Source organism: Micromonospora sp. NPDC049900, from assembly GCF_044461025.1.
In the GTDB taxonomy this organism is placed as follows: domain Bacteria; phylum Actinomycetota; class Actinomycetes; order Mycobacteriales; family Micromonosporaceae; genus Micromonospora.
In genome coordinates, this window is record NZ_JBITKM010000002.1 from 415,871 (window position 1) to 436,944 (window position 21,074).

The 21,074-nt window shown below is 73.0% G+C and carries 24 protein-coding genes; 16 read left to right on the forward strand and 8 right to left on the reverse strand.

Annotated elements, in window-relative coordinates:
• Positions 1-28 precede the first annotated feature (28 nt).
• From ACIBMZ_RS06350 to ACIBMZ_RS06375, 6 genes are all read left to right on the forward strand, one after another.
• On the forward strand, positions 29-988 hold the full coding sequence (locus ACIBMZ_RS06350; RefSeq protein WP_396691533.1) for a hypothetical protein: 960 nt from the start codon (positions 29-31) through the stop codon (positions 986-988).
• Positions 988-1,845: a spermidine synthase gene (locus ACIBMZ_RS06355; protein WP_396691534.1), complete on the forward strand. Its 858-nt coding sequence runs from the start codon at positions 988-990 to the stop codon at positions 1,843-1,845. Before ACIBMZ_RS06350 ends, ACIBMZ_RS06355 begins: the two co-directional genes overlap by 1 nt.
• Before the next feature lie 84 nt (positions 1,846-1,929).
• Positions 1,930-2,622: a sigma-70 family RNA polymerase sigma factor gene (locus tag ACIBMZ_RS06360; protein ID WP_119579049.1), complete on the forward strand. Its 693-nt coding sequence runs from the start codon at positions 1,930-1,932 to the stop codon at positions 2,620-2,622.
• Entirely contained in the window at positions 2,619-3,395 is a 777-nt protein-coding gene (locus ACIBMZ_RS06365; RefSeq protein WP_396691535.1) for an anti-sigma factor family protein, read from the forward strand. Before ACIBMZ_RS06360 ends, ACIBMZ_RS06365 begins: the two co-directional genes overlap by 4 nt.
• 195 nt (positions 3,396-3,590) lie before the next feature.
• Positions 3,591-4,277 (forward strand): hypothetical protein, encoded by a 687-nt coding sequence (locus ACIBMZ_RS06370; RefSeq protein ID WP_396691536.1) that lies wholly within the window; start codon positions 3,591-3,593, stop codon positions 4,275-4,277.
• Between the two features lie 118 nt (positions 4,278-4,395).
• Positions 4,396-5,313 carry a DNA-3-methyladenine glycosylase family protein gene (locus tag ACIBMZ_RS06375; RefSeq protein ID WP_396691537.1) on the forward strand — a complete coding sequence of 306 codons (918 nt, stop codon included), beginning with the start codon at positions 4,396-4,398 and terminating at the stop codon, positions 5,311-5,313.
• Positions 5,314-5,318: 5 nt separating this feature from the next.
• Here ACIBMZ_RS06375 and ACIBMZ_RS06380 read toward each other — a convergent pair whose 3' ends face one another.
• Positions 5,319-5,531 (reverse strand): hypothetical protein, encoded by a 213-nt coding sequence (locus tag ACIBMZ_RS06380; RefSeq protein WP_396691538.1) that lies wholly within the window; start codon positions 5,529-5,531, stop codon positions 5,319-5,321.
• Positions 5,532-5,666: 135 nt separating this feature from the next.
• Between ACIBMZ_RS06380 and ACIBMZ_RS06385 the strand changes: the two genes are divergently transcribed.
• From ACIBMZ_RS06385 to ACIBMZ_RS06400, 4 genes are all read left to right on the forward strand, one after another.
• The gene (locus tag ACIBMZ_RS06385; RefSeq protein WP_396691887.1) at positions 5,667-6,773 is read left to right on the forward strand and encodes an ATP-dependent DNA ligase; all 1,107 of its coding nucleotides are present in this window, start codon (positions 5,667-5,669) and stop codon (positions 6,771-6,773) included.
• 57 nt (positions 6,774-6,830) lie between these two features.
• Positions 6,831-8,399 (forward strand): alpha/beta hydrolase, encoded by a 1,569-nt coding sequence (locus ACIBMZ_RS06390; RefSeq protein WP_396691888.1) that lies wholly within the window; start codon positions 6,831-6,833, stop codon positions 8,397-8,399.
• A gap of 159 nt (positions 8,400-8,558) precedes the next feature.
• The gene (locus tag ACIBMZ_RS06395; RefSeq protein ID WP_396691539.1) at positions 8,559-8,795 is read left to right on the forward strand and encodes a hypothetical protein; all 237 of its coding nucleotides are present in this window, start codon (positions 8,559-8,561) and stop codon (positions 8,793-8,795) included.
• A 48-nt stretch (positions 8,796-8,843) separates the two neighbouring features.
• Positions 8,844-9,296 (forward strand): GNAT family N-acetyltransferase, encoded by a 453-nt coding sequence (locus ACIBMZ_RS06400; RefSeq protein ID WP_396691540.1) that lies wholly within the window; start codon positions 8,844-8,846, stop codon positions 9,294-9,296.
• Between the two features lie 208 nt (positions 9,297-9,504).
• Here ACIBMZ_RS06400 and ligD read toward each other — a convergent pair whose 3' ends face one another.
• A complete protein-coding gene (ligD, locus tag ACIBMZ_RS06405; protein WP_396691541.1) occupies positions 9,505-10,530 on the reverse strand; it encodes a non-homologous end-joining DNA ligase in 1,026 nt (341 codons plus the stop codon).
• Positions 10,531-10,577: 47 nt separating this feature from the next.
• On the opposite strand from ligD, the gene msrB reads away from it, so the two are divergent.
• Positions 10,578-10,988, forward strand: a complete 411-nt coding sequence (gene msrB, locus ACIBMZ_RS06410; RefSeq protein WP_396691542.1) for a peptide-methionine (R)-S-oxide reductase MsrB — start codon at positions 10,578-10,580, stop codon at positions 10,986-10,988.
• Between the two features lie 270 nt (positions 10,989-11,258).
• Here the strand turns inward: msrB and ACIBMZ_RS06415 are convergent, their stop codons facing one another.
• The 3 genes from ACIBMZ_RS06415 to ACIBMZ_RS06425 all read right to left on the reverse strand — a co-directional run bounded on the left by ACIBMZ_RS06415 (position 11,259) and on the right by ACIBMZ_RS06425 (position 13,112).
• Positions 11,259-11,870, reverse strand: coding sequence for a DUF305 domain-containing protein (locus ACIBMZ_RS06415; protein WP_396691543.1), 612 nt, complete (start codon positions 11,868-11,870; stop codon positions 11,259-11,261).
• A gap of 116 nt (positions 11,871-11,986) precedes the next feature.
• Positions 11,987-12,733, reverse strand: a complete 747-nt coding sequence (locus tag ACIBMZ_RS06420) for a lytic polysaccharide monooxygenase (RefSeq protein ID WP_396691544.1) — start codon at positions 12,731-12,733, stop codon at positions 11,987-11,989.
• Positions 12,734-12,836: 103 nt separating this feature from the next.
• Positions 12,837-13,112, reverse strand: a complete 276-nt coding sequence (locus ACIBMZ_RS06425) for an isoamylase early set domain-containing protein (protein ID WP_396691545.1) — start codon at positions 13,110-13,112, stop codon at positions 12,837-12,839.
• Between the two features lie 202 nt (positions 13,113-13,314).
• Between ACIBMZ_RS06425 and ACIBMZ_RS06430 the strand changes: the two genes are divergently transcribed.
• The 3 genes from ACIBMZ_RS06430 (at position 13,315) to ACIBMZ_RS06440 (ending at position 15,399) form a co-directional block, all read left to right on the forward strand.
• Positions 13,315-13,575 carry a Prokaryotic metallothionein gene (locus ACIBMZ_RS06430; protein ID WP_396691546.1) on the forward strand — a complete coding sequence of 87 codons (261 nt, stop codon included), beginning with the start codon at positions 13,315-13,317 and terminating at the stop codon, positions 13,573-13,575.
• Positions 13,576-13,694: 119 nt separating this feature from the next.
• Entirely contained in the window at positions 13,695-14,135 is a 441-nt protein-coding gene (locus ACIBMZ_RS06435) for a GNAT family N-acetyltransferase (protein WP_396691547.1), read from the forward strand.
• A 175-nt stretch (positions 14,136-14,310) separates the two neighbouring features.
• Positions 14,311-15,399, forward strand: coding sequence for a lytic polysaccharide monooxygenase (locus tag ACIBMZ_RS06440; RefSeq protein ID WP_396691548.1), 1,089 nt, complete (start codon positions 14,311-14,313; stop codon positions 15,397-15,399).
• 178 nt (positions 15,400-15,577) lie between these two features.
• On the opposite strand, the gene hemQ is transcribed toward ACIBMZ_RS06440, so the two are convergent.
• The 3 genes from hemQ to hemE are packed head-to-tail and all read right to left on the reverse strand — an operon-like array spanning position 15,578 to position 18,776.
• A complete protein-coding gene (gene hemQ, locus ACIBMZ_RS06445) occupies positions 15,578-16,279 on the reverse strand; it encodes a hydrogen peroxide-dependent heme synthase (protein WP_396691549.1) in 702 nt (233 codons plus the stop codon).
• Positions 16,276-17,685, reverse strand: a complete 1,410-nt coding sequence (gene hemG / locus ACIBMZ_RS06450) for a protoporphyrinogen oxidase (protein WP_396691550.1) — start codon at positions 17,683-17,685, stop codon at positions 16,276-16,278. The genes hemQ and hemG overlap by 4 nt, the downstream gene beginning before the upstream one ends.
• A 5-nt stretch (positions 17,686-17,690) precedes the next feature.
• A complete protein-coding gene (gene hemE / locus ACIBMZ_RS06455; protein WP_396691551.1) occupies positions 17,691-18,776 on the reverse strand; it encodes a uroporphyrinogen decarboxylase in 1,086 nt (361 codons plus the stop codon).
• Between the two features lie 277 nt (positions 18,777-19,053).
• Here hemE and ACIBMZ_RS06460 point away from each other — a divergent pair, with 277 nt between their 5' ends.
• Together ACIBMZ_RS06460 and ACIBMZ_RS06465 are read left to right on the forward strand one after the other, a co-directional pair.
• Entirely contained in the window at positions 19,054-19,626 is a 573-nt protein-coding gene (locus ACIBMZ_RS06460) for a DUF3000 domain-containing protein (protein ID WP_396691552.1), read from the forward strand.
• A gap of 91 nt (positions 19,627-19,717) precedes the next feature.
• A complete protein-coding gene (locus tag ACIBMZ_RS06465; RefSeq protein ID WP_396691553.1) occupies positions 19,718-21,061 on the forward strand; it encodes a ribonuclease D in 1,344 nt (447 codons plus the stop codon).
• The last annotated feature ends 13 nt before the right edge of the window (positions 21,062-21,074 follow it).

Consider the following 21,074-nt stretch of genomic DNA (forward strand, 5'->3'; position numbering starts at 1 on the left):
CCGCAGTCGCGAACGGCAGGACCGGGCCGTGAGCGCGGGGCGGTTCTTCGTCGACGCGTGGGATCCCGCCTACGGGGCCTCGTTCGAGGCGTCGGCGGCCGGACCGGCCGCGCCGAGCAGCGCCCGGGTGGAGGCGGACCACGAGGTGCCGGTGGTGGACTGGCGGGCGATCGGCCCCCGGCCCGGGGTCCGCGCCCCGGACGTGGTGTTGCTGGTGGACGGGGTACGCCGGATCGACGCCAGCGTCTGGACGGCGGAGGAGGACGGCACCTCGTTCCCCGGTCTGGCCGCCTCGTACGCCGCCGGTGTGGTCCGCTGCGACCTGGAGCGCGGCGCGGCCCGGCTGGCCGGTGCCAAGGTGGGCCGGGGACTCTTCACGGCCAGCCCGTCGGCCACCGACGTGGTCGCCGGCACCGTCCGCTATCCGGTGCACCGGGTCAACGGCACCGGGGAGCTGGCGAAGCTGCCGGCCGCCGTGCAGGGGCCGCTGACCGCGCTGGAGGTGGAGGTCTCGGCCGCCGCCCGTACCGACGACGACCTGCTGGTGGTGGACGGACCGCTGCGTAACCGGCGGCAGTTGCCGCGCACCCTCGGCTACATCAAGACTCAGCACAGCCAGTACCTCGACGCCCGGCTCACCGCGGTGGTCACCGGGCTCGCCGCCGGTCACCGCTCGCCGGTGTTCCGGTTGGGCACCGCGTGGGGCGGCTGGTCGTGGTATGTCCGGCTGCCGGTGGCCGCCGGTGCCCCCTGGGCCGGGATCGTCCGGTTGGAGTGTTCGGCGGACCTGGAGATCGCCGAGGTGGTGCGGTTGGCCGACCTGTCGCTGGTCACCCTGCCCCGGTTCGCGTCCACTCCCTACAAGGACCCCCGGGCCCCGCAGAACCTGGTCCCGATCGCCGGGCTGGAACGGTTGCTGCGCTCGCGGCTGGGCGACTCCCGGCTGCTGCACCGCGCGCTGACCGCCGCCGCGCGGACCGGCCGCTGATGGGTCGGCGACGCACCACCGACCGGATCGCCGCGCGGGTCGACACCGGGCAGGCCGAGCTGGTGCCCGACCCGGACCGGCCCGGGTCGTGGACGTTGCTGCTGGACGGCGCGCCGCAGTCGCACGTGGACCTGGCCGACCCGACCCACCTGGAGTTCGAGTACGTGCGCCGGCTGGCCGCCGCGATCGACCTGGTCGCGCCCGCCGGTACGCCGCTGCGGGTGCTGCACCTGGGCGGCGGCGCGCTCACCCTGCCCCGGTACGTCGCCGCCACCCGCCCGGGTTCGGTGCAGCGGGTGGTCGAGGTGGACGGTGCGCTGGTCGACCTGGTCCGCCGGGAGCTGCCCTGGCGGCCCGATCCGCGCCTCAGGGTCCGGGTGGACGACGCACGAACGGTGCTGGCCGGCGGGCGGGACGCCGGTTACGACGTGATCGTGGCGGACGTCTTCGCCGGCTCCCGGACACCGGCCCGACTGACCTCGGTCGAGTACGCCGCCGAGGTGGCCCGGGTGCTGCGGCCCGGCGGCTGGTATCTGGCGAACCTGGCCGACGGGCCGCCGCTACGGTACGCCCGGGGGCAGGTGGCGACCGTCCGCGAGCTGCTGCCCCGGGCCTGCCTGGTGGCCGACGCGGCGGTGCTGCGGGGGCGGCGCTACGGCAACCTGGTGCTGGTCGCGGGCCGTCAGGAGCCGCCGGTGGCGGCGTTGACCCGGCGGGCCGCCGGTGACTGGTTCCCGGGCCGGGTGCTGGCCGGCGCGGACCTCGACCGGTTCGCCGGAGGCGCCCCGGTGGTGCGCGACAGCGACGCCGCCGACTCCACACCGCCTCCGCCGGGGATTTTTTCCGTCCGCCGTTGATCCGTTCGGCGGGGCCCTCCGTACTACTCGGCAGCCATGCCCGTGGGGGGACGGCTTTCTGTCCATGGACATCCGGAGGTCTGCATGCATGCACTGGCGGTCGGTTGGCAGGGCGACCGGGTGCGGGTGGACTGGATGTCCGCTCGATCCCAGTCGCGGCCGACCACGTCCGACCGTGGGGTCGACTCCCGCGCGACGTCTCGCCAGAATAGCCCGGTGACGCCGCGACCTGCCCCGGGCCGACACCAGGCCACGACGACCGAGGCCGCCCACTCCGACCAGTTGATCCGCACGCTGTACGCCGAGCACGCCGGCCCGCTGCTGATGTTCGTGATGCGGCTGACCGGAGGGGATCGGCAGCGCGCGGAGGACATCGTCCAGGAGACGTTGCTGCGGGCCTGGCGCAACGCGCACCGGTTGGGTACGCAGGGACAGGGGTCGCTCCGGCCGTGGCTGGTGACGGTCGCCCGCCGGATCGCCATCGACGAACACCGCAGCGAGCAGGCCCGCCCGGCCGAGACGTACGACCGGGACCTGACCGCCTTCGCCGAGTCGGACAGCACCGATCGGGTGCTCCGCTCGATGACGGTGGCGGACGCGCTGCGTACGTTGAGTCAGTCGCACCGGGAGATCCTGGTGGCGACGTACTTCCGGGGCCGGACGGTGCCGGAGGCGGCCGAGGAACTCGGGCTGCCGTTGGGCACCGCGAAGTCGCGGGTCTACTACGCGCTGCGCGCGCTGCGCACAGCTCTGCAGGAACGGGGGGTGACGGAATGAGCCGGGTAGACCACATGGACGTCGCCGCGTACGCGCTCGGCGTACTGGACGAACAGGACATGGAGCGGTTCGAGGAACACCTCGCGACCTGCTGGGCCTGCGCCGCCGAACTGGAATCGATGGTGCCGGTGGTCGGGCTCCTCTCCGACATCGACGAGGAGTCGGTGACGGCGCTGGAGCAGACCCACTCGGATCCGGTCCTGCTGGACCGTACGCTCGTGGCGTTGCGCAGCCACCGGCGCAAGGCCCGGTTCCGGCAGATCCTGGCGACCGCAGCGGCCGTGGTGGTGTTCGGCGGCCTGACCGGTGTGGTCTTCAGCAACCTGGCCGGCGAGAGCGGCGCGCCGCCGATCGCCGGAGGCCCGAGCAGCGCCCCGTTCGACCCGTCGGGCGGCGGCCCCGGTAACCCGGGCCCCGGCTTCGGTGGCAACGAGCAGGAGGGCGAGCAGGTCGACGTCACCGACCCGAGCACCGGTGTCGAGGGCACGTTCTGGCTCATCGGCAAGGACTTCGGCACCAAGATGGACTTCAGCCTGGGCCGCTTGCCCGGGCCGCGCACCTGCCGTCTGGTCGTGGTCAAGAAGGACGACAGCACCGAGGTCGTCTCCACCTGGACGGTGCCGACCTCCGGGTACGGCACCACCAGCAACCCGACCCGGGCCGCGCTCTCCGCGACCACATCGGTGCAGATGGACGACATCAAGCACATCGAGGTGCAGGAGGTGAACGGCAGAGGCGCCACCCGGCCGCTGCTGACCGTGCCCGCCCCCTGATCCGTACCGCGTGATCGAAGGCCCGTCTCCGTTCGGAGGCGGGCCTTCATGGCGCTGGTCTGCGGATACGCACTCCTACGCAGGTTCGGGCCGTCCGGTTCAACGGGCCGCTGTGAAATGAGCCACCGTTTGGCATTCAACCTTGACACTGCCGACCCCGTATATCCCGGTGACTGTCAAGCATGAGGAGGGCACGTGGCACAGATCAAGCGGACCGTCATCGCTGTGAGCGCCGTGGGCGCCATGGTCGCACTTACGGCTTGCGCTCCCGCGGGCTACGACGGGACGAACGCCGGTGCGGCCGAGCCGGTCGCCGTTGCCGCGGCCGAACCCACCGTGACCGTTGACCCGGAGGCCAGCGCGAACCCGGAGGCGAGCGCCACCCCAGGTGCCTCGGCATCACCCGGAGCGGGGGACGACAACGACGTTCCCCTGCCCGACGGCGTCGAGCTGACCGAGAGTCTCACCGGCAAGAAGTTCCCCCGGATGGGCAGCGCCGTCGTCAACCAGGACGGGTTCCTCCTGTACCGCTTCGACAACGACACCAACGACCCGCCCGCCAGCAACTGCGAGGGCCAGTGCATCGAGGTGTGGCCGGCCGCGCTGACCGACGGCAACCCGAAGCTCAAGGGCGTCTCGGACGACGCGGTGGGCACCATCACCCGCCCCGACGGCACCCGTCAGATCACCCTCGACGGCTGGCCGCTCTACACCTACATCGGTGACAAGAAGGCCGGTCAGTGGAAGGGCCAGGGCGTCGGCGGCACCTGGTTCGTGGTGAACCCGGACGGCAGCAAGAACCTGGAGTGCCTGCCCAAGGGCACCCCGAAGGCGGTCTCGCCGCCGTCGAAGACCAAGTCGGACAGCGGCTCGGACTACTGATCCGATCCGGCACCGGTGGCCGGTCGCAGCCCGTTACGGGCGCGGCCGGCCACGGTCGTTCCGTCGGCACGTGGGGACGCACCCGTCGAGCGGTCGACCGAAGTGGCAGAGTTACCCCATGACCGGGACCGCGCCGACCGCGAGCCGGACGCTGCGCCCGCCACCCGGCTACCGGCTGGCCGCCACGATCCGGCCGCTGACCTTCAGCCCGTACGACCCGTGCGCCCGGACCGTCGACGGCACCCTGTGGTGGGCCACCCGCACCCCGACCGGACCCGCCACCCTCGCGCTGGATCCGACCGGCGGCGAGGTGCGGGCCGACGGGTACGGGCCGGGTGGCGACTGGGTGGTCGCGCACGCCGACGCCATCGCCGGGCTGCGTGACGACCTCACCGGCTTCGCCGACCTGGCTCGGTCGCATCCCGTGGTGGCGCGACTCGCAGCCCGCCACGCCGGGGTGCGGATGCCCGCCACCGGCCTGGTCTTCCCCCGCGTGCTCCGGGCCGTCTTCGAGCAGAAGGTGACCGGCAAGGAGGCGTACCGGGCGTACGCCGCCACCGTCCGTCACTTCGCCGAACCGGCGCCGGGGCCGGTGTCGTTGCTGCTGCCGCCCGAGCCGGCCGCCGTCGCGGCCACCCCGTACTGGGTGTTCCACCCGTTCGGCGTCGAACAGCGTCGGGCCGAGACCCTGCGCCGGGCCGCCGCCGTCGCCGACCGGCTGGAGCGCTGCGCCGACACCGTCGAGGCCACCCGCCGGTTGACCGCCGTCGCCGGCATCGGCGCGTGGACCGCCGCCGAGGTGGTACGCGTGGCCTACGGCGACGCGGACGCGGTCAGCATCGGCGACTACCACGTGCCGAACACGGTGGCCTGGGCGCTCGCCGGTGAGCCGCGTGGTGACGACGCGCGGCTGCTGGAGCTGCTGGAGCCGTTCCGGGGCCACCGGGGCCGGGTCTGCCGGCTGCTGGAGGTCGCCGGGATCCAGGCACCCAGGTTCGGCCCCCGGGCACCGATCCGCTCCTTCGCACGCTTCTGAGCGGATCACGCGGCTTCGCGCAGGTCGGCCAGGCTTACCGGGGTACGCCGACGCAGCAGCTCCGCCAGCTCGGGCACCGAGCCCACCTCGCCGAGAACGTTCTTGCCCCCGCCGAAGCGGCGCGGATAGTGGTGGACCAGCCGGTACACGTACCGCTGCCGGATCAGCTCGACGCTGACCCGCCACCGCCCGCAGCACCCGCACACCCACTCCGACACCCCGCGAAAGTAGCTCTGACCTGCACTTTTCTGATTCGCCCGGGTGGGACGGCAGGGCGTACGGGCGGACAGCGCACCCACGGCGCGACAGTGATCTGCCGCACCGTTGTCGGTGTGGTCTGGTTGACTGACGCCGTGGACCTGCCGATCAACCCGCCGGTGGAGCCGATGCTGGCACGCAGCGTGGCGTCGATCCCGATCGCGAGGGGGATGACCTACGAGCCCAAGTGGGACGGCTTCCGCTGCATCGTCTTCCGCGACGGCGACGAGGTGGAGCTGGCCAGCCGGGGCGGCAAGACGATGACCCGCTACTTCCCCGAGGTGGTGGAGCAGGCCCGGCGGCAGTTGCCGGAGCGCTGCGCGGTGGACGGCGAGCTGATCGTGATCCGCCGCGACGGGCCGGACGGCCAGCCCCGGCTCGACTTCGAGCTGCTGGCCCAGCGCATCCATCCGGCGGCGTCCCGGGTCGCCCTGCTGGCCGAGACCACACCGGCCGACTTCGTCGCCTTCGACCTGCTGGCGCTGGACGGCGAGAACCTGCTCGACGCGCCCTACCCGACCCGCCGCGCCCGGCTGGAGCAGGCGCTGGCCGGGGTGCGGCCACCGGTGCACGTCACGCAGGTGACCACCGACGCGGACACCGCCCGCCGCTGGTTCGACGTGTTCGAGGGCGCCGGGTTGGACGGGTTGATCGCCAAGCCGGCCGACCTGCCGTACGAGCCGGGCAAGCGGCTGATGTTCAAGGTCAAGCACGCGCGCACCGCCGACGCGGTGGTGGCCGGATTCCGCTGGCACAAGTCCGGCCCGGTGGTGGGTTCGCTGCTGCTCGGGCTCTACGACGACGCGGGCGTGCTGCACCACGTCGGGGTGAGCGCCTCGTTCACCATGGCCCGCCGGGCCGAGCTGCTGGAGGAGTTGGCACCCTACCGCGACGTCGGCGCCGAGCACCCGTGGGTGCACGGCGACCACGAGCGGGGCCAGCGCATCCCGGGCGGGGTCAGCCGGTGGACCGGCACCAAGAACCTGGAATGGGAGCCGGTCCGCCCGGAACTGGTGGTCGAGGTGGCGTACGACGCGATGGAGGGCGACCGGTTCCGGCACACCGCGCGGTTCGTCCGCTGGCGGCCCGACCGCGACCCGCGCTCCTGCCGATACGATCAACTCGACCGGCCGGTGCGGTTCGACGTGGACCAGGTCCTGCGGGGCGACCCGGCGGTGCCGGTGGGATCCGCGCCCGACTGACCCGCGGCCGTCGACCCGATCACGGAGGCCCAGCTCGTGACCCGTACTTCCGACCGGATCCGCCGCCTGCGGCTCACCCTGGCCGGCCTGACCGCCGTCGTGCTCGTCACCACCGGCTGCACGCTGCCGGCCTTCGCGCCGCGCGCCGACGTCGACACCCAGGGGTCCGCCGCCCCGCCCGGCACGGCACCCGACTGGCGGGCCTGCCCCGAGGTGCCCGACGACCTGGTCGGACGCAGCGCCGCGGGCGTCCGGTACGACTGCGCCCGCATCCAGGTGCCGCGCGACTGGGCCGGCGGCGCCGCCGCCACCAGCGGTCCCGGCGTCGGCGAGACCTTCGAGATCGCCCTGTTGCGGGTCCGCTCCGACAAGCAGCGCAACCGCATCGGCTCCCTGCTGATCAACCCGGGCGGCCCGGGCGGCTCGGGCGTGGACACCGCCGTCTACCTCTCCTTCGGCGAGCAGTTCGGCGGCCTGCCCGACAGCATCCTGGAACGGTTCGACGTCATCGGCTTCGACCCGCGCGGCGTGGCCCGGTCCAGCCCGGTCGAGTGCATCTCCGACGCCGACCTGGACGGCGTCTTCGGCTACGACCCCGACCCGGAGAGCCAGGAGAAGTTCGACGTCCTCGTCACGATGGCCAAGCGGATCGGCCAGAGCTGCGGCGACAAGTACGGCGACCAGCTCAAGCTCTACTCCACCGAGCAGACCGCCCGGGACATGGACGCGATCCGCGCGGCGGTCGGCGACGACAAGACGACCTACCTCGGATACTCGTACGGCACGCTGCTCGGCGCCACGTACGCCCAACTCTTCCCGCAGCGGGTGCGGGCGCTGGTGCTCGACGGCGCGGTCGACCCCCGACAGAATCTGATCGCCGGCTCGGAGAGCCAGGCCAAGGGCTTCGAGCGCGCCTTCGACAACTTCGGCCGCTGGTGCGCGGCCAACGCCGGCAACTGCCCGATCGCCCCCGACGCCCGGGCCGCGGTCGTCTCCGCCATCGACAAGGCCAAGTCCTCCCCCGTCCGCTCCGCCGACGGCCGCGAGGCCACCTCCGGCTGGATCTTCTACGCGGTCATCTCGTCGCTGTACAACGAGACCGGCTGGCGGCAGCTCGCCCGCGCCATCGACCAGTTGGCGCAGGGCAACCCCGAAGCGGTGTTCCAACTCGCCGACAACTACACCGACCGCGACGACAACGGTCGCTACACCAACCTCTTCGACGCCAACACCGCGATCAACTGCGCCGACGACGAGGAACGCCCCAGCCTGGAACGGATCCGCCAGTTGCAGTCCCAGTGGCGTACCCAGTACCCACTGTTCGGTCCGGCGCTGGCCACCGGCCTGGTCTCCTGCACCGAATGGCCCGGCGGCACCGACCCCTACCCCACCGGACGCGCCGAAGGTGCCCCGCCCATCCTGGTCGTCGGCACCACCGGCGACCCGGCCACCCCCTACGAGCAGACCCCGGCCCTGGCCGAGATGCTCGGCGTCGGACGCGTGCTGACCTGGGAGGGCGAGGGGCACACCGCGTACCCGCAGACCCCCTGCATCACCGAGGCCGTCGACGCGTACCTGATCGACCTGACGGTGCCCGCCGAAGGCAAGCGCTGCCCCGCCCGTTAGCGACCCGAGCGGATCTTGCCATTCCTCCCCACTGGATCTCGGTACGAAAGCGCCCTTCGGGGGCACGTCCCCGCCAAGGTCCGGACGGGGGCCATCAGCTCCGGTCCCCACTCACGCCATGCAGCGTGGTCAAACTCCGACGCGGCGCACCCTGGAGCGGTGGTGGTCTGGCCACCGGGAACCACGATCCTCGACGACGGACGGATCGGTGTGCACGTGCCGGATGGCGGCCCGATCGTCGTGGGTGATCGAGTCGAGGGCGGCGGCGGACACGTCGAGGCCCCACTCACCGAGGACGAGCCGCCGGGCCACCTGCCACCCCTGCCGGTCGAGTGCGGACCCGCCGGCGCACCGATCGCGGTGATGCAGGGCGTGACCCGTCAGAGCGACGGCTGACGCCGCTCCGCCGCGCATCGGCTCGCGCCGCTGTGGGACGCTCGCGGGATGAGCGACGTGTTCTTCCGGGAGGCGGTCCGGGCCGACCTGCCCGCCGTCCTCGACCTGCTCGCCGACGACGTGTTGGGGCGTACCCGTGACGTCGGAGAGGTCGACGCCACGTACGAGAAGGCGTTCGCCGACATCAGTGCCGACCCGCGTAACCACCTCGTCGTCGCCGAGGCCGACGGTGAGGTGCTGGGATGCATGCAGCTCACCTTCATTCCCGGGCTCGGCCGCCACGGCTCCGAACGGCTGTTGATCGAGGCGGTGCGGATCCGCTCGGACCAGCGCGGGCGGGGCGTGGGCAGCCTCATGATGACCTGGGCGATCGACCGCGCCCGGCAGCGCGGCTGCGGGCTGGTGCAGCTCACCACCGACAAGAGCCGCCACGACGCGCACCGGTTCTATCTCGGCCTCGGCTTCGTCCCGAGCCACGAGGGCATGAAGCTCAGTCTCTGAGCCTCCCCTCGGCCGATGGTCCCGCCAACCGCTCAAGATCCCGCTCGATCCTGGATCGAGTGGTTGTCCGCGCGCTCCGAAGCCACTCGATCCAGGATCGAGCGTGACCTTGCCGAGCGCACCGGGCACGGCGCGACGCCGCACGGCGCGACGCACCGACGACGGAGCGTGTGACGACGCGGCGGGCGGTGATCCGAGGGGGTCGCGCTCAGCGGGGGCGGTCGCGGTCCTTGGAGGGTTGGACCCGCTTGGGTTCGCCGGGCATCTTCGGGTGGTCCGGCGGGTACGGCAGGTCGCCCTCACCGGCTGCGGCGTCCCGCTCGGCCCACTCCAGCAGCGGGGTGATGTCCCAGCCGGCGTCGTCGATGCCGGCGTGCGGGTCGCCGCGCTCGGCCAACCGCTTCGGCACCGTACGCAGGTCGAAGTCGTCGGGGTCGACGTCGGGCAGCTCGTCCCAGGTGACCGGGGTGGAGACGGTGGCCCGGGCGTTGGCCCGCAACGAGTACGCGCAGGCGATGGTGCGGTCCCGGGCCGTCTGGTTGTAGTCGACGAAGACGCGTTCGCCGCGTTCCTCCTTCCACCAGGCGGTGGTGACCAGTTCGGGACGGCGGCGGGCCAGTTCCCGGGCCAACGCGATGGTGGCCCGGCGTACCTCGACGAAGCTCCAACGCGGTTCTATCCGCAGGTAGACGTGCACGCCCCGGCCGCCGGAGGTCTTCGGCCAGCCCGGCACCCCGAGCTCGTCGAGGATCGCGCGCAGCTCGGCCGCGGCGGTGGCCGCGTGGGCGAAGTCGGTGCCGGGCTGCGGGTCGAGGTCGACGCGCAACTCGTCGGGGCGGTCGACGTCGGCGGCCCGCACCGGCCAGGGGTGGAACACCACGGTGCCCATCTGCGCGGCCCAGGCCACGTGGGCGAGGTCCGCCGGGCACAGCTCCGCGGCCTTGCGTCCGCTGGGGAAGCTGATCTCGGCGGTACGCACCCAGGGCGGCACACCTCGCGTCGGCACCCGCTTCTGGAAGAACATCTCGCCCTCGATGCCGTCCGGGAAGCGTTGCAGGGTCGTCGGGCGGTCACCGAGCGCCCGCATGATGCCGTCGCCGACGCTGCGGTAGTAGTGGAAGACGTCAGCCTTGGTGAAGCCGCGCTCGGGGAACATCACCCGATCCGGGCTGGACAGCCGGACCAGGTGCCCGGCGACCTCGATCTCCTCGGCCGCAGCCTTCGCACCTGCCATGGCGCGACCATATGCGATGGGTCCGACCTTCGACGTACGGTTGTCCGGTGAGTCTTCCCGACAGCGAACTGCCCCGCACCGAGGACGAGTGGCGGGTCCGGCTCAGCCCCGAGGAGTTCCGGGTGCTGCGCGAGGCCGGCACCGAACGGGCATGGACCGGCGAGTACGTCGACACCAAGACGCCGGGGATGTACCGCTGCCGTGCCTGCGGCGCGGAGCTGTACCCGAGCGACACGAAGTTCGACTCGCACTGCGGGTGGCCGAGCTTCGACGACGCCATCCCGGGTGCGATCACCGAGATCGAGGACGACAGCCACGGCATGCGGCGCACCGAGATCCGCTGCGCCCGCTGCGACAGTCACCTGGGGCACGTCTTCCGGGGTGAGGGCTTCACCCCGAAGAACACCCGGCACTGCGTCAACTCGATCTCCATCCGCCTGGACCCCGGCACCGCCTGACCGCGAGCGCTCCCCGGCCCGGCGGCGCGCCACCGCCGGGCCACGCCGCGTGGCGGTCCCCGTCGCCCCAGCCCGCCTGGCGGTCAGACGTCGGCCCAGGCCGCGTCCCCGTCAGACGTCAACCCAAGCCCGGCCCGGTCAGCCGCCGGGCCACGTTAGGTCCCGGCCAGCCACCGCGCCGCGTCCGGCCAGCCCCGCGCCGCATTCGGTCCCGGCCAGCCACCGCGCCGAGACCGGCCAGCCACCACGCCGAGACCGCGCCGGGATCGGTCAGCCGTCGGCTGCCGGGCGCGCCGTCAGCATCGCCACCTGGGCGGTACGCGACTGGGCGACGCGCCGCGCCAGGTCACGTACCCGCTCGTCGGTGCCGGCGGCGAGGTGCGCCCGGGCCAGGTCGGCGGCGGCCTGCTGGTGCGCGCCGAGCACCTCGACCAGGACCGCGTCGACCTCGCCGGGTGCGGCGTCGCGCAACCGGGCCAACTGGTCGGGGCCGGTGCCGTGCCCGGCGTGGTCGTCGGCCCGCGCGGTACGTCCGGCCTGCCCCAACCAGGCGCGGGCGTCGGCCAGTTCGTCGGTCTCGGTCACCTCGACGGCGGCCACCAGGGTCCGCAGCTCGGTGTCGACAAGCCGGTCCCGGACCAGCCGGACGATCTCCAGGGTCTGCTCGGTGTGCCCGGCCATCATCGACAGGAACAGCAGGTCGATGCCGGTCATCTCGGTCGGGGCGGACGGCGCTCCCGGGGTGGCGACCGCTGCCGGCGTACCGCTCGGCGCACGGTCCGCAGTCGGCTCGGACGAGCCGCATCCGGCGGCGAGCAGCACGACGAGCAGGGCGGACAGCGCGGGCTGCACGGACAGTGCGGCAGGTCGGCGATGCGGCACGACGGACGGCACGGTACGCCGGTGGTGCCGCGGGCGGGACACGACGGCGCGTACCGCCGGTCGGGGAGCCGGCGTGAGGTGCGGTGCGGGCCGGGCCCGACCGCACCTCACGCCGGTCAGACCTGGGTCCACAGCGCCGGTACGTTCGGCGGCTCCCATCCGGCGATGGCGGTGTGCGCCTGCCGGCAGCGGTAGGTGCGACCGCCGTAGGTGACCTGGTCCCCGACGGTGTACGCGCGGCCGGCCGTCCAGGTGCCTCCGACCGGCGGGTTGGTGGTCGGGCCGGCCGTCGGGGTCGGCGACGGTGCCGGCGGGGTGGTCGGGCTCGGGCTCGGCGTGGGGTTGCCGGTACCGCCACCGACCTGCAGGTCGACGCAGGAGTAGAAGGCGTTGGCGGTGTCCGAGATGTTCCACACGGCGAGGAGCTTCTGGCGACCCGGGTAGCCGGACAGGTTGACGGTGTGCGAGACGGTGGCGCCCGGTTGGCGACCGCCGCCGCTGAACACCGCGACCCGGGTGTTTCCGATGAAGTACTCCCAGTCACGGGTGGCGTGCTGCGCGGTGTTGACCCAGGTGAAGGTGACCGTGGTGCCGACCGAGGTGGCGGGCCAGCCCCGGTTGTCGTCGTTGAGGACGGCGAAGTGGGAGATGTTGGCGTGGCAGTTGCGCAGTCCCTTGGGGCCTTCCACGCTCTGCGGCTCCCAGCGGATCTGGCCGCAGTCCGGGACGCGGTTCTGGGCGCAGAGCGCCTGGCGGCTCGGCGGTGACGAGACGTAGCCGTGGGCCTGGGCCGGGGTGGCGACGGCCAGGGTGGAGACCATGGCCCCGGCGGCGACGAGCGGGAGGGTGATTCTTCGACGCATGGCGGCAATCCCTTTCGGCATGTTGCCTGGTGAGGTGCCACCAACATAATTTAAACCTTGTTAACAGTAAAGACCGCTATCGATAAAACGCGCGGTCCGCACATCAGAGGACCAGCAGGCTCCCCCGCTCGTCGATCCGATCGGCCGACTCGTCGTCGAACCACAGCCCACCGGTGGCGAGATAGCGGAAGCGGTACCGGCCCGGGCCGAGGCGCACGGTCACCGTCCGGGTGCCGTCGCGGCGTGCGATCAACTCGTGTCGGCCGGGCCGCCAGTCGTTGAAGCAGCCGACCACGCTCACCGTGCCCGGCGGGGCGTCCCGGGGCAGGCAGAACGTGACACGGGTCTGACTGCCGAACAGCCGACTGCGCTTGATCATGATCCCTCCGGTTGACGACCACCGGTACGTCGACGCCACCGGCCGCCGGATCGCCCCCGTTCGGCCAGGACACCTCGCACAACGGGCGACCCGCCACCGCCGACACGCCGCACCGGCCGGAGGAGTCGCCGAGATTTCCCGTCGAGAAAACCCGATACAGGGGCAAGATTGGACAAAAGGGCTATCAGTGGAGGTGAGTGTCGTGGCGACGTGCGAGGTCTGCGGTAACGACTACTGGCTGGCGTTCGAGGTGCGTACGGTCAGCGGCGACGTGCACACGTTCGACAGCTTCGAATGCGCCGGCCACAAGCTGGCCCCGATCTGCGAACACTGCGGCGTCAAGATCCTCGGGCACGGCGTGGAGGTCTCCGGCCGCTTCTTCTGCTGCGGGCACTGCGCGCGCGCCGTGGAGACCGAGCAGGGTGCACAGATCCGGGACGCCGTGGGCGCCCGACCCGCCTGACCGCCTGGTCGCGGTGAAAGGAGGGGTCCCCTGCTATACACGAGGCGATAGCAGGGGACCCCTCCTTTCACACCAGGCCCCGCCGGGTCCGCCGGGTGGGCACGGCCTAACCTGGCCGGGTGTCGAGCACCGAACTGCGGGTCGCGCGCTTCGCCGACCTGGACGCCCGAACCTTCCACGACCTGGTACGCCTACGCGCCGACGTGTTCGTGGTCGAGCAGCAGTGCCCGTACCCGGAACTCGACGGGCGGGACGTCGAGCCGGACACCTGGCACCTCTGGCTGACCCACGACGGCGCTCCCGTCGCGTACCTGCGGATCCTGGCCGACCCCGACGACGTGGCCCGGATCGGACGGGTGGTGGTGGCCCCGGCGGCACGCGGCGGCGGGCACGCCGGGCGCCTGATGACGGAGGCGCTGGCCCGGATCGGTGACCGGCCCTGCGTGCTGGACGCCCAGTCGCACCTGGTGGCGCTCTACGCCCGGTACGGCTTCACGACCAGCGGACCGGAGTACGTCGAGGACGGCATCTCGCACACCCCGATGCGCCGTACGAGCTGAACCGCTTCACATCGGCTCCGGCCACGAGCACCGCCGACCCCGCCACCGCATTGACCAGTGGCGATGGTGTGTGCCATCCTTCGGGCGAAGCCAGGGCAACGTGATCAGGCCGGGAGGGGCAACTCCCGAGCGATCCGGGCGATGTCGCGATCCGACGACTCCCCCTGGGGGCTCCATGTCCAAGCTACTCAGAAGATCACGGGCACTGTCGCTGTTGGGTGTGGCGGCCGGTGCCATGCTGCTGCTCTCCACCGCGCTCGTCGCTCCGGTGTCCGCGCACGGTTCCGTGGCCAACCCGGTCTCCCGCAACTACGGCTGCTGGCAGCGCTGGGGCGGTGACTTCCAGAACCCGCGGATGGCCACCGAGGACCCGATGTGCTGGCAGGCCTGGCAGGCCAACCCGAACGCCATGTGGAACTGGAACGGCCTGTTCCGCGAGGGGGTGGCCGGCAACCACCAGGGCGCCATCCCGAACGGCCAGCTCTGCTCCGGTGGCCGTACCGAGAGCGGACGCTACAACGCGTTGGACGCCGTCGGCGCCTGGCGGACCACCTCGGTGGCCAACAGCTTCCGGCTCAAGTTCTTCGACCAGGCCAGCCACGGTGCCGACTACATCCGGGTGTACGCGACCCGGCAGGGCTACGACGCGCTGACCAAGCCGCTGGCCTGGTCCGACCTGGAACTGGTCGGCCAGATCGGCAACACTCCGGCCTCGCAGTGGCAGCGCGAGGTCGACGGGGTGTCCACCGAGATCCCGGTGAACGCGCCGGGACGCAGCGGACGGCACGTGCTGTTCACCGTCTGGCAGGCCAGCCACACGGACCAGTCGTACTACATCTGCAGCGACGTGCAGTTCGGTGGCGGCACCACGCCGCCTCCGACCACCCCGCCGGCCTCGCCGACGCCGACGCCGACCTTCGACCCGCCCACCACGCCCCCGCCGACCACCGCACCGCCCGCGACGGGTGCCTGCTCGGCGACGTACCGGGTCACCTCGACCTGGTCCGGTGGTTTCCAGGGTGAGGTGCAGGTGACCGCGGGCAGCGCGGCCATCCGGAGCTGGCGGGTGACCTGGACGTACGCCGGTGGCCAGCAGGTCAGCCAGGCGTGGAACGCCACCGTCACGTCCAGCGGGTCGACGGTGACCGCCCAGAACGTCGGCTACAACGGCGGTCTGGGGGCCGGTGCCAGCGCCACCTTCGGCTTCCTGGCCTCCGGCAGCGGGTCGAGCGCGCCGACGCTGACCTGCACGGCGACCACCTGACCCCGAGCGGGGCCGCGCCTACCTCCCTCGGGCGCGGCCCCGCCCGGCACACTCCCGTCGACGCGGCACGTCGACGTTGGGCGGCGGGCGTCGGCTGTCGGCTGTCGGCGTTAGGAGGGGTCCCCTGCTATGCACGAGGCGTTAGCAGGGTGCCCTTCCTTACACCTCGGCCCAGCAGCTAGGCGAGCGCGGAGACGATGTCGGCGATCGGGCGACGACGGCCGGTGTAGAACGGCACCTCCTCGCGGACGTGCAGGCGCGCCCGCGAGCCGCGCAGGTCACGCATCAGGTCGACGATGCGGTGCAGCTCGTCGGCCTCGAAGGCCAGCATCCACTCGTAGTCGCCGAGCGCGAACGAGGCGACCGTGTTGGCGCGTACGTCCGGGTAGCCCCGGGCCATCTTGCCGTGTTCGGCGAGCAGCTCACGCCGCTCGGCGTCGGGCAGCAGATACCAGTCGTACGAGCGGACGAACGGGTAGACGCAGAGGTAGGCGCGGGCCTCCTCGCCGGCCAGGAACGCCGGGATGTGGCTCTTGTTGAACTCGGCCGGTCGGTGCAGCGCCATCTGCGACCAGACCGGGGTCAACGCCCGGCCCAGCGTGGTGCGCCGCAACCGCAGGTACGCGTCCTGGAGGTCGTCGCTGGACGAGGAGTGCCACCAGATCATCAGGTCCGCGTCGGCGCGCAGGCCGGACACGTCGTACGTGCCGCGCACCACGACGTCCTTGCCGGCCAACTCCTCGATCAGCGACTCGACCTCGCCGGTGACGTTGTCGCGTAGCGACGGCAGCGGCGCGCTGGCCCGGAACACCGACCACATGGTGTAGCGGATGGTGTCGTTGAGCTCCCGCAGCCGGGCCGCGTTGGTCTGCTCGGTCATCTCCCCGGTCCTCCCAGTGCTGTGATGATCTCTTCGGCCGCCGCCTCGCCGGAGCGGACGCAGACCGGAATGCCGACCCCGTCGTAACCCGCGCCGGCCAGGGCCAGCGTCGGGCGTGTCGCCCGCAGCGCGGCCCGCGCGGCGGCCACCCGGTCGAGATGACCGGGGGTGTACTGCGGCAACGCGCCGCCCCACCGCTGCACGTGCCCGTCCACCGGGGCGGGCAGTGGCGTGTCGAGTACCCCCGACAGCTCCCGGTGCACGGTGGCGGCCAGGTCCTGGTCGGGGCGCTGGAGCTGGGCCTCGTCGCGGTAGCGGCCCACCGAGGCGCGGACCAGGGCCAGCCCGTCGGACCGGCGCAGGTGTCCCCACTTGGTGGTGAAGAAGGTGGACGCCTTGATCAGCAGGCCCTCGGTGCTCGGCACCAGGAAGCCGGAGAGCGCCGGCAGCGCCGGTTCCGGCAGGGCCAGGGTGACCAGGGCGACGCTGGCGTAGTCCAGGTCGCCGATTCGCGCCGCCACGTCGGCGGCCGACTCGGCGAGCAGGCGGGCCGCCGGGCGGGCCGGGACGGCCAGCACCACCGCGTCGACGTCGACGTGCTCCGGGTCGCGGGTGGGTCCGACGGTGAGCCGCCAGCCGGGGCCGACCGGGGTCAGTTCGCGGACCGCCGCGTTACGGCGTACGGTCGCCGCGCCGGCCGTCGCGGCGGCGTCGACCAGGGTGCTCAGTCCACCGGCCAGGGTGCCGAATACCGGCTCACCGGGGGCGCGGGGGGCGGCGGCCTGCGCCGCGCGTACCGCACCGAGCAGCGTGTGCTCCGTCCGGGCCGCCCGGGCCAGCGCCGGCATGGTGGTGGCCAGCGAGAGGTCGTCGGCGCGTCCGGCGTACACACCGCCGAGCATCGGGTCGACCAGCCGGTCCACCACCTCGTCGCCGAAGCGGGCGCGGACCAGCGCGCCGACGGCGACGTCCTCGTCCGGGCCGAGCAGTGGCCGTCCGCCGTCGTGGTCGGCCTCCGGCGTCGGCCGGGCCACCGCCGCCACCTTCGCCAGATCCCCGGGTACGCCCACCAGCGTCCCGCCCGGGATCGGGCGCAGCCCGCCGTCGACGGCGAGGGCCGCCTGCCCGACGGTCGGGTGCACGATCCGGTCGGCCAGCCCGAGCCGGCGCACCAGGGTCACCGCCGCCGACTCGCCGCCGGCCGGGTCCCGCATCAGGAACGACTCCGCGCCGAACTCGACCGGTCCGCCGGCCAGTTCGCCGGTGCGCAGCTTGCCGCCGAGCGCACCGGACTGCTCGTACACGGTGATGTCGGTGCCCTCGGGGGCCCGGTCGCGCAACCGCAGCGCGGCGGCCAGCCCGGTGATGCCGCCGCCGACCACCGCCACCCGCCACCGCGTCGCCATGGTGGTCAGTTCCGGGCGGAGAGTTCGTGCACCAGCGCGACCACCCGGGTCAGCACCTCCGGGTCGGTCTCCGGCAGTACGCCGTGGCCGAGGTTGAACACGTGCCCGGGGGCAGCCCGGCCCTCGTCGAGGATCCGCCGCACCTCGGCCTCGATCACCGGCCAGGGGGCGAACAGCAGACACGGGTCGAGGTTGCCCTGCACGGCCTTGTCCGGCCCGATCCGGCCGGTCGCGACGTCCAGCGGCGTACGCCAGTCCACGCCGACCACGTCGGCGCCGGCCTCGCCCATCGCGCCGAGCAGTTCGGCGGTGCCCACCCCGAAGTGGATCCGGGGCACACCGGCGTCGGCCAGCCCGCCGAGCACGGTCGTCGAGTGGGGCAGCACGAAACGGCGGTAGTCGGCCTCGGAGAGCGCACCGGCCCAGGAGTCGAAGAGCTGTACGGCGGAGACCCCGGCCTCGATCTGTACGCGCAGGAACGCCAACGTCACCTCGGCCAAGCGGCCGGCCAGCGCGTGCCACAGGTCGGGCTCGCCGTACATCAGCGCCTTGGTCTTGGCGTGGGTCCGCGACGGACCGCCCTCGACCAGGTAGCTGGCCAACGTGAAGGGGGCACCGGCGAAGCCGATCAGCGGCGTGTCGCCCAGTTCCTTGACCAGCATCCGAACCGCCTCGTCGACGTACCCGACGTCGCTGAGGTCGATCGGCCGGATCCGCTCGACGTCGGCGGCGGAACGTACCGGTTCGGCCACCACCGGCCCGGTTCCGGGGACGATGTCCAGGTCGACCCCGGCGGCGGCGACCGGCACCACGATGTCGCTGAACAGGATCGCCGCGTCCACGTTGTGCCGGCGTACCGGCTGGAGGGTGATCTCGGTGACCAGCTCGGGGCGGCGGCAGGACTCCAGCATCGCCACGTTGGCCCGGATCTGGCGGTACTCCGGCAGCGAGCGGCCGGCCTGGCGCATGAACCAGACCGGGGTGTGTGGGACGGACCGGCGGCGGCACGCCCGCACGAAGGGCGAGTCGGTCGGCCTGTCGGGGCGGGTTGCGTCGTCTCGGGCAGCATCGCCCGTGGTGTCGGTGGCCATCGCGGCAATCGTGCCACGCGCCCGGTGCCCGCTCCGCGCCCACCGCCGGCTTTGTGACGTGAAAGGAAGGGCACCTTGCTAACGCCTGCGGTATAGCAGGGGACCCCTCCTTGCAGTAAGCCCGCGCGCGACGCAGCAAGCCCGCTCCCGACGCGCGCACGAAGCCCGCGCGCGACGCGCGCACGAAGCCCGCGCACGGCGCGCGGGAGCGGCGGTGTGGGGAGATCGTCGGCGCGCCGTCCGAGCCGGGAACCGGGCGGCGGCTTAGGCTGCGAACATGGCCGCCCCGATCGCGCTTCCGGACACCTTCGCCCGCGCGGTCACCGGGCTCCGGGTGACGGCGCCTCGACCGGAGATCGTGCTGGAGGAGGTCGGCGCGCCGCAGCGGCTGGCGCCGTACTCGTTCGCGCTCTCCGCGGCGGTGCTGCGCGACGGCGACGAGGTGGCCACCGCCCGGCTGATCCTGCTGCACGATCCCGCCGGGCACGAGGGCTGGCAGGGCACCCTGCGACTGGTCACCTACGTGACCGCCGAGCTGGAGGTCGACCTGGCCGCCGACCCGCTGTTGCCCGGGGTGGCCTGGACCTGGCTCACCGACGCGCTGGAGGCGCACGATGCCGGGCACCGGGCGATCGGCGGCACGGTCACCCAGACCGCGTCGACCCGGTTCGGTGACCTGGCCGGGCCGCCGGCCGCCTGCGACATCGAGATCCGCGCGTCGTGGACCCCGACCGGTGTGGAGCTGACCCCGCACCTGTACGCCTGGTGCACGCTGCTCGCCTCCACGGCGGGCCTGCCGCCGCCCGGCGTCACCGCGCTGGACGAGCGTCGCGCCGCGGCCGCCGGTTGACGGGGCGGGTACGGCCCCCCGGCGACGAACCGCCGACACGCGGCGGGGCGGGTGCGCGCGGCACGATCCGTTGGCGCACTAGGGTTGCCAGGTGACCGACGAACCACCCCTGCGCCGTCGGACCGCCGCAAGCCGTACGGGAAACGACACGCACCACGAGCCGTCGGCGCGGCCGGAACCGTCGGACGCGGGGACCGAACCCACCGGCGGCGAGTCCGTGCCGTTGACCGCCCCACGTGAGGGCACTCCCGAACCGGTGGCGACACCGGACCAGCTCGCCGAGGTGGTGGCCCGTTTCGCGGCCGGCACCGGCCCGGTGGCCCTGGACGCCGAGCGCGCCTCCGGCTACCGCTACAGCCAGCGGGCGTACCTGGTGCAGTTGCGCCGCCAGGGCGCCGGCACCGTGCTGATCGACCCGTTGCCGCTACCCGACCTGAGCAGCCTCGACGCGGCGATCGCGGACACCGAGTGGGTGTTGCACGCGGCCAACCAGGATCTGCCCTGTCTCGCCGAGCTGGGGTTGCGACCACGCCGACTGTTCGACACCGAGCTGGCCGCCCGGCTGGCCGGGTTCGAGCGGGTCGGCCTGGCCGCGCTCACCGAGCAGTTGCTCGGGTTCAGCCTGGAGAAGCACCATTCGGCGGCGGACTGGTCGAGCCGGCCGTTGCCGGAGTCCTGGCTCACCTACGCCGCGTTGGACGTGGAGCTGCTGACCGACCTGCGCGACGCGCTCGACGCGGAGCTGTCCCGGCAGGGCAAGTCCGCGTGGGCGGCCGAGGAGTTCGCCGCGCTGGTGGCCAGCGGGGACCGTCCGCCCCGGGTCCGGGCCGATCCGTGGCGGCGCACCTCCGGCATCCACCGGGTTCGCGGGGCGCGGGCGCAGGCGCGGGTGCGTTCGCTCTGGTACGCCCGCGACCAGATCGCCGCCCGGCGGGACGCGGCGCCGGGGCGGGTGCTGCCCGACTCGGCCATCGTGGCCGCCGCCGAGCTGGACCCGAAGGACGAGAAGACGCTGCTCACCCTGCCCGGTTTCGGCGGTCGGTCGGTACGCCGGCTGGCCCGGACCTGGCTGGCGGCGTTGGACGACGCCCGGCACTTGCCGGACGACGAGTTGCCGGTGACGCCGACGGTGGAGGGACCGCCCCCGCCGCACCGGTGGGCGGAACGGGACCCGGCCGCCGCGGCCCGGCTGACCCGGTCCCGCGAGGTGGTGCTCCGGGTGGCCGGCGCGCACCACCTGCCGCCGGAGAACCTGATCTCCCCCGACACCATCCGTCGGGTCGCCTGGCAGCCGCCCGAGGAGATCACCGAACACACGGTCGCCGAGGCGCTCCGCAGCCACCACGCCCGAGACTGGCAGATCAACCTCCTCCTCCCCGACCTGGCCGAAGCCCTAACCACCCCACCCCCCACCTCCCCCTCCCCACCCACCTGATCCGGCGTTGATC

What these genes read in the sequence shown, in the direction of transcription:
- ACIBMZ_RS06355 (WP_396691534.1), top strand. Translation starts at nt 988, where the DNA reads ATGGGTCGGCGACGCACCACCGACCGGATCGCCGCGCGGGTCGACACC.
- ACIBMZ_RS06360 (WP_119579049.1), top strand. Translation starts at nt 1,930, where the DNA reads ATGCATGCACTGGCGGTCGGTTGGCAGGGCGACCGGGTGCGGGTGGAC.
- ACIBMZ_RS06365 (WP_396691535.1), top strand. Translation starts at nt 2,619, where the DNA reads ATGAGCCGGGTAGACCACATGGACGTCGCCGCGTACGCGCTCGGCGTA.
- ACIBMZ_RS06375 (WP_396691537.1), top strand. Translation starts at nt 4,396, where the DNA reads ATGACCGGGACCGCGCCGACCGCGAGCCGGACGCTGCGCCCGCCACCC.
- ACIBMZ_RS06400 (WP_396691540.1), top strand. Translation starts at nt 8,844, where the DNA reads ATGAGCGACGTGTTCTTCCGGGAGGCGGTCCGGGCCGACCTGCCCGCC.
- ligD (WP_396691541.1), bottom strand. Translation starts at nt 10,530, where the DNA reads ATGGCAGGTGCGAAGGCTGCGGCCGAGGAGATCGAGGTCGCCGGGCAC.
- ACIBMZ_RS06420 (WP_396691544.1), bottom strand. Translation starts at nt 12,733, where the DNA reads ATGCGTCGAAGAATCACCCTCCCGCTCGTCGCCGCCGGGGCCATGGTC.
- ACIBMZ_RS06425 (WP_396691545.1), bottom strand. Translation starts at nt 13,112, where the DNA reads ATGATCAAGCGCAGTCGGCTGTTCGGCAGTCAGACCCGTGTCACGTTC.
- ACIBMZ_RS06440 (WP_396691548.1), top strand. Translation starts at nt 14,311, where the DNA reads ATGTCCAAGCTACTCAGAAGATCACGGGCACTGTCGCTGTTGGGTGTG.
- hemQ (WP_396691549.1), bottom strand. Translation starts at nt 16,279, where the DNA reads ATGACCGAGCAGACCAACGCGGCCCGGCTGCGGGAGCTCAACGACACC.
- hemG (WP_396691550.1), bottom strand. Translation starts at nt 17,685, where the DNA reads ATGGCGACGCGGTGGCGGGTGGCGGTGGTCGGCGGCGGCATCACCGGG.
- hemE (WP_396691551.1), bottom strand. Translation starts at nt 18,776, where the DNA reads ATGGCCACCGACACCACGGGCGATGCTGCCCGAGACGACGCAACCCGC.
- ACIBMZ_RS06460 (WP_396691552.1), top strand. Translation starts at nt 19,054, where the DNA reads ATGGCCGCCCCGATCGCGCTTCCGGACACCTTCGCCCGCGCGGTCACC.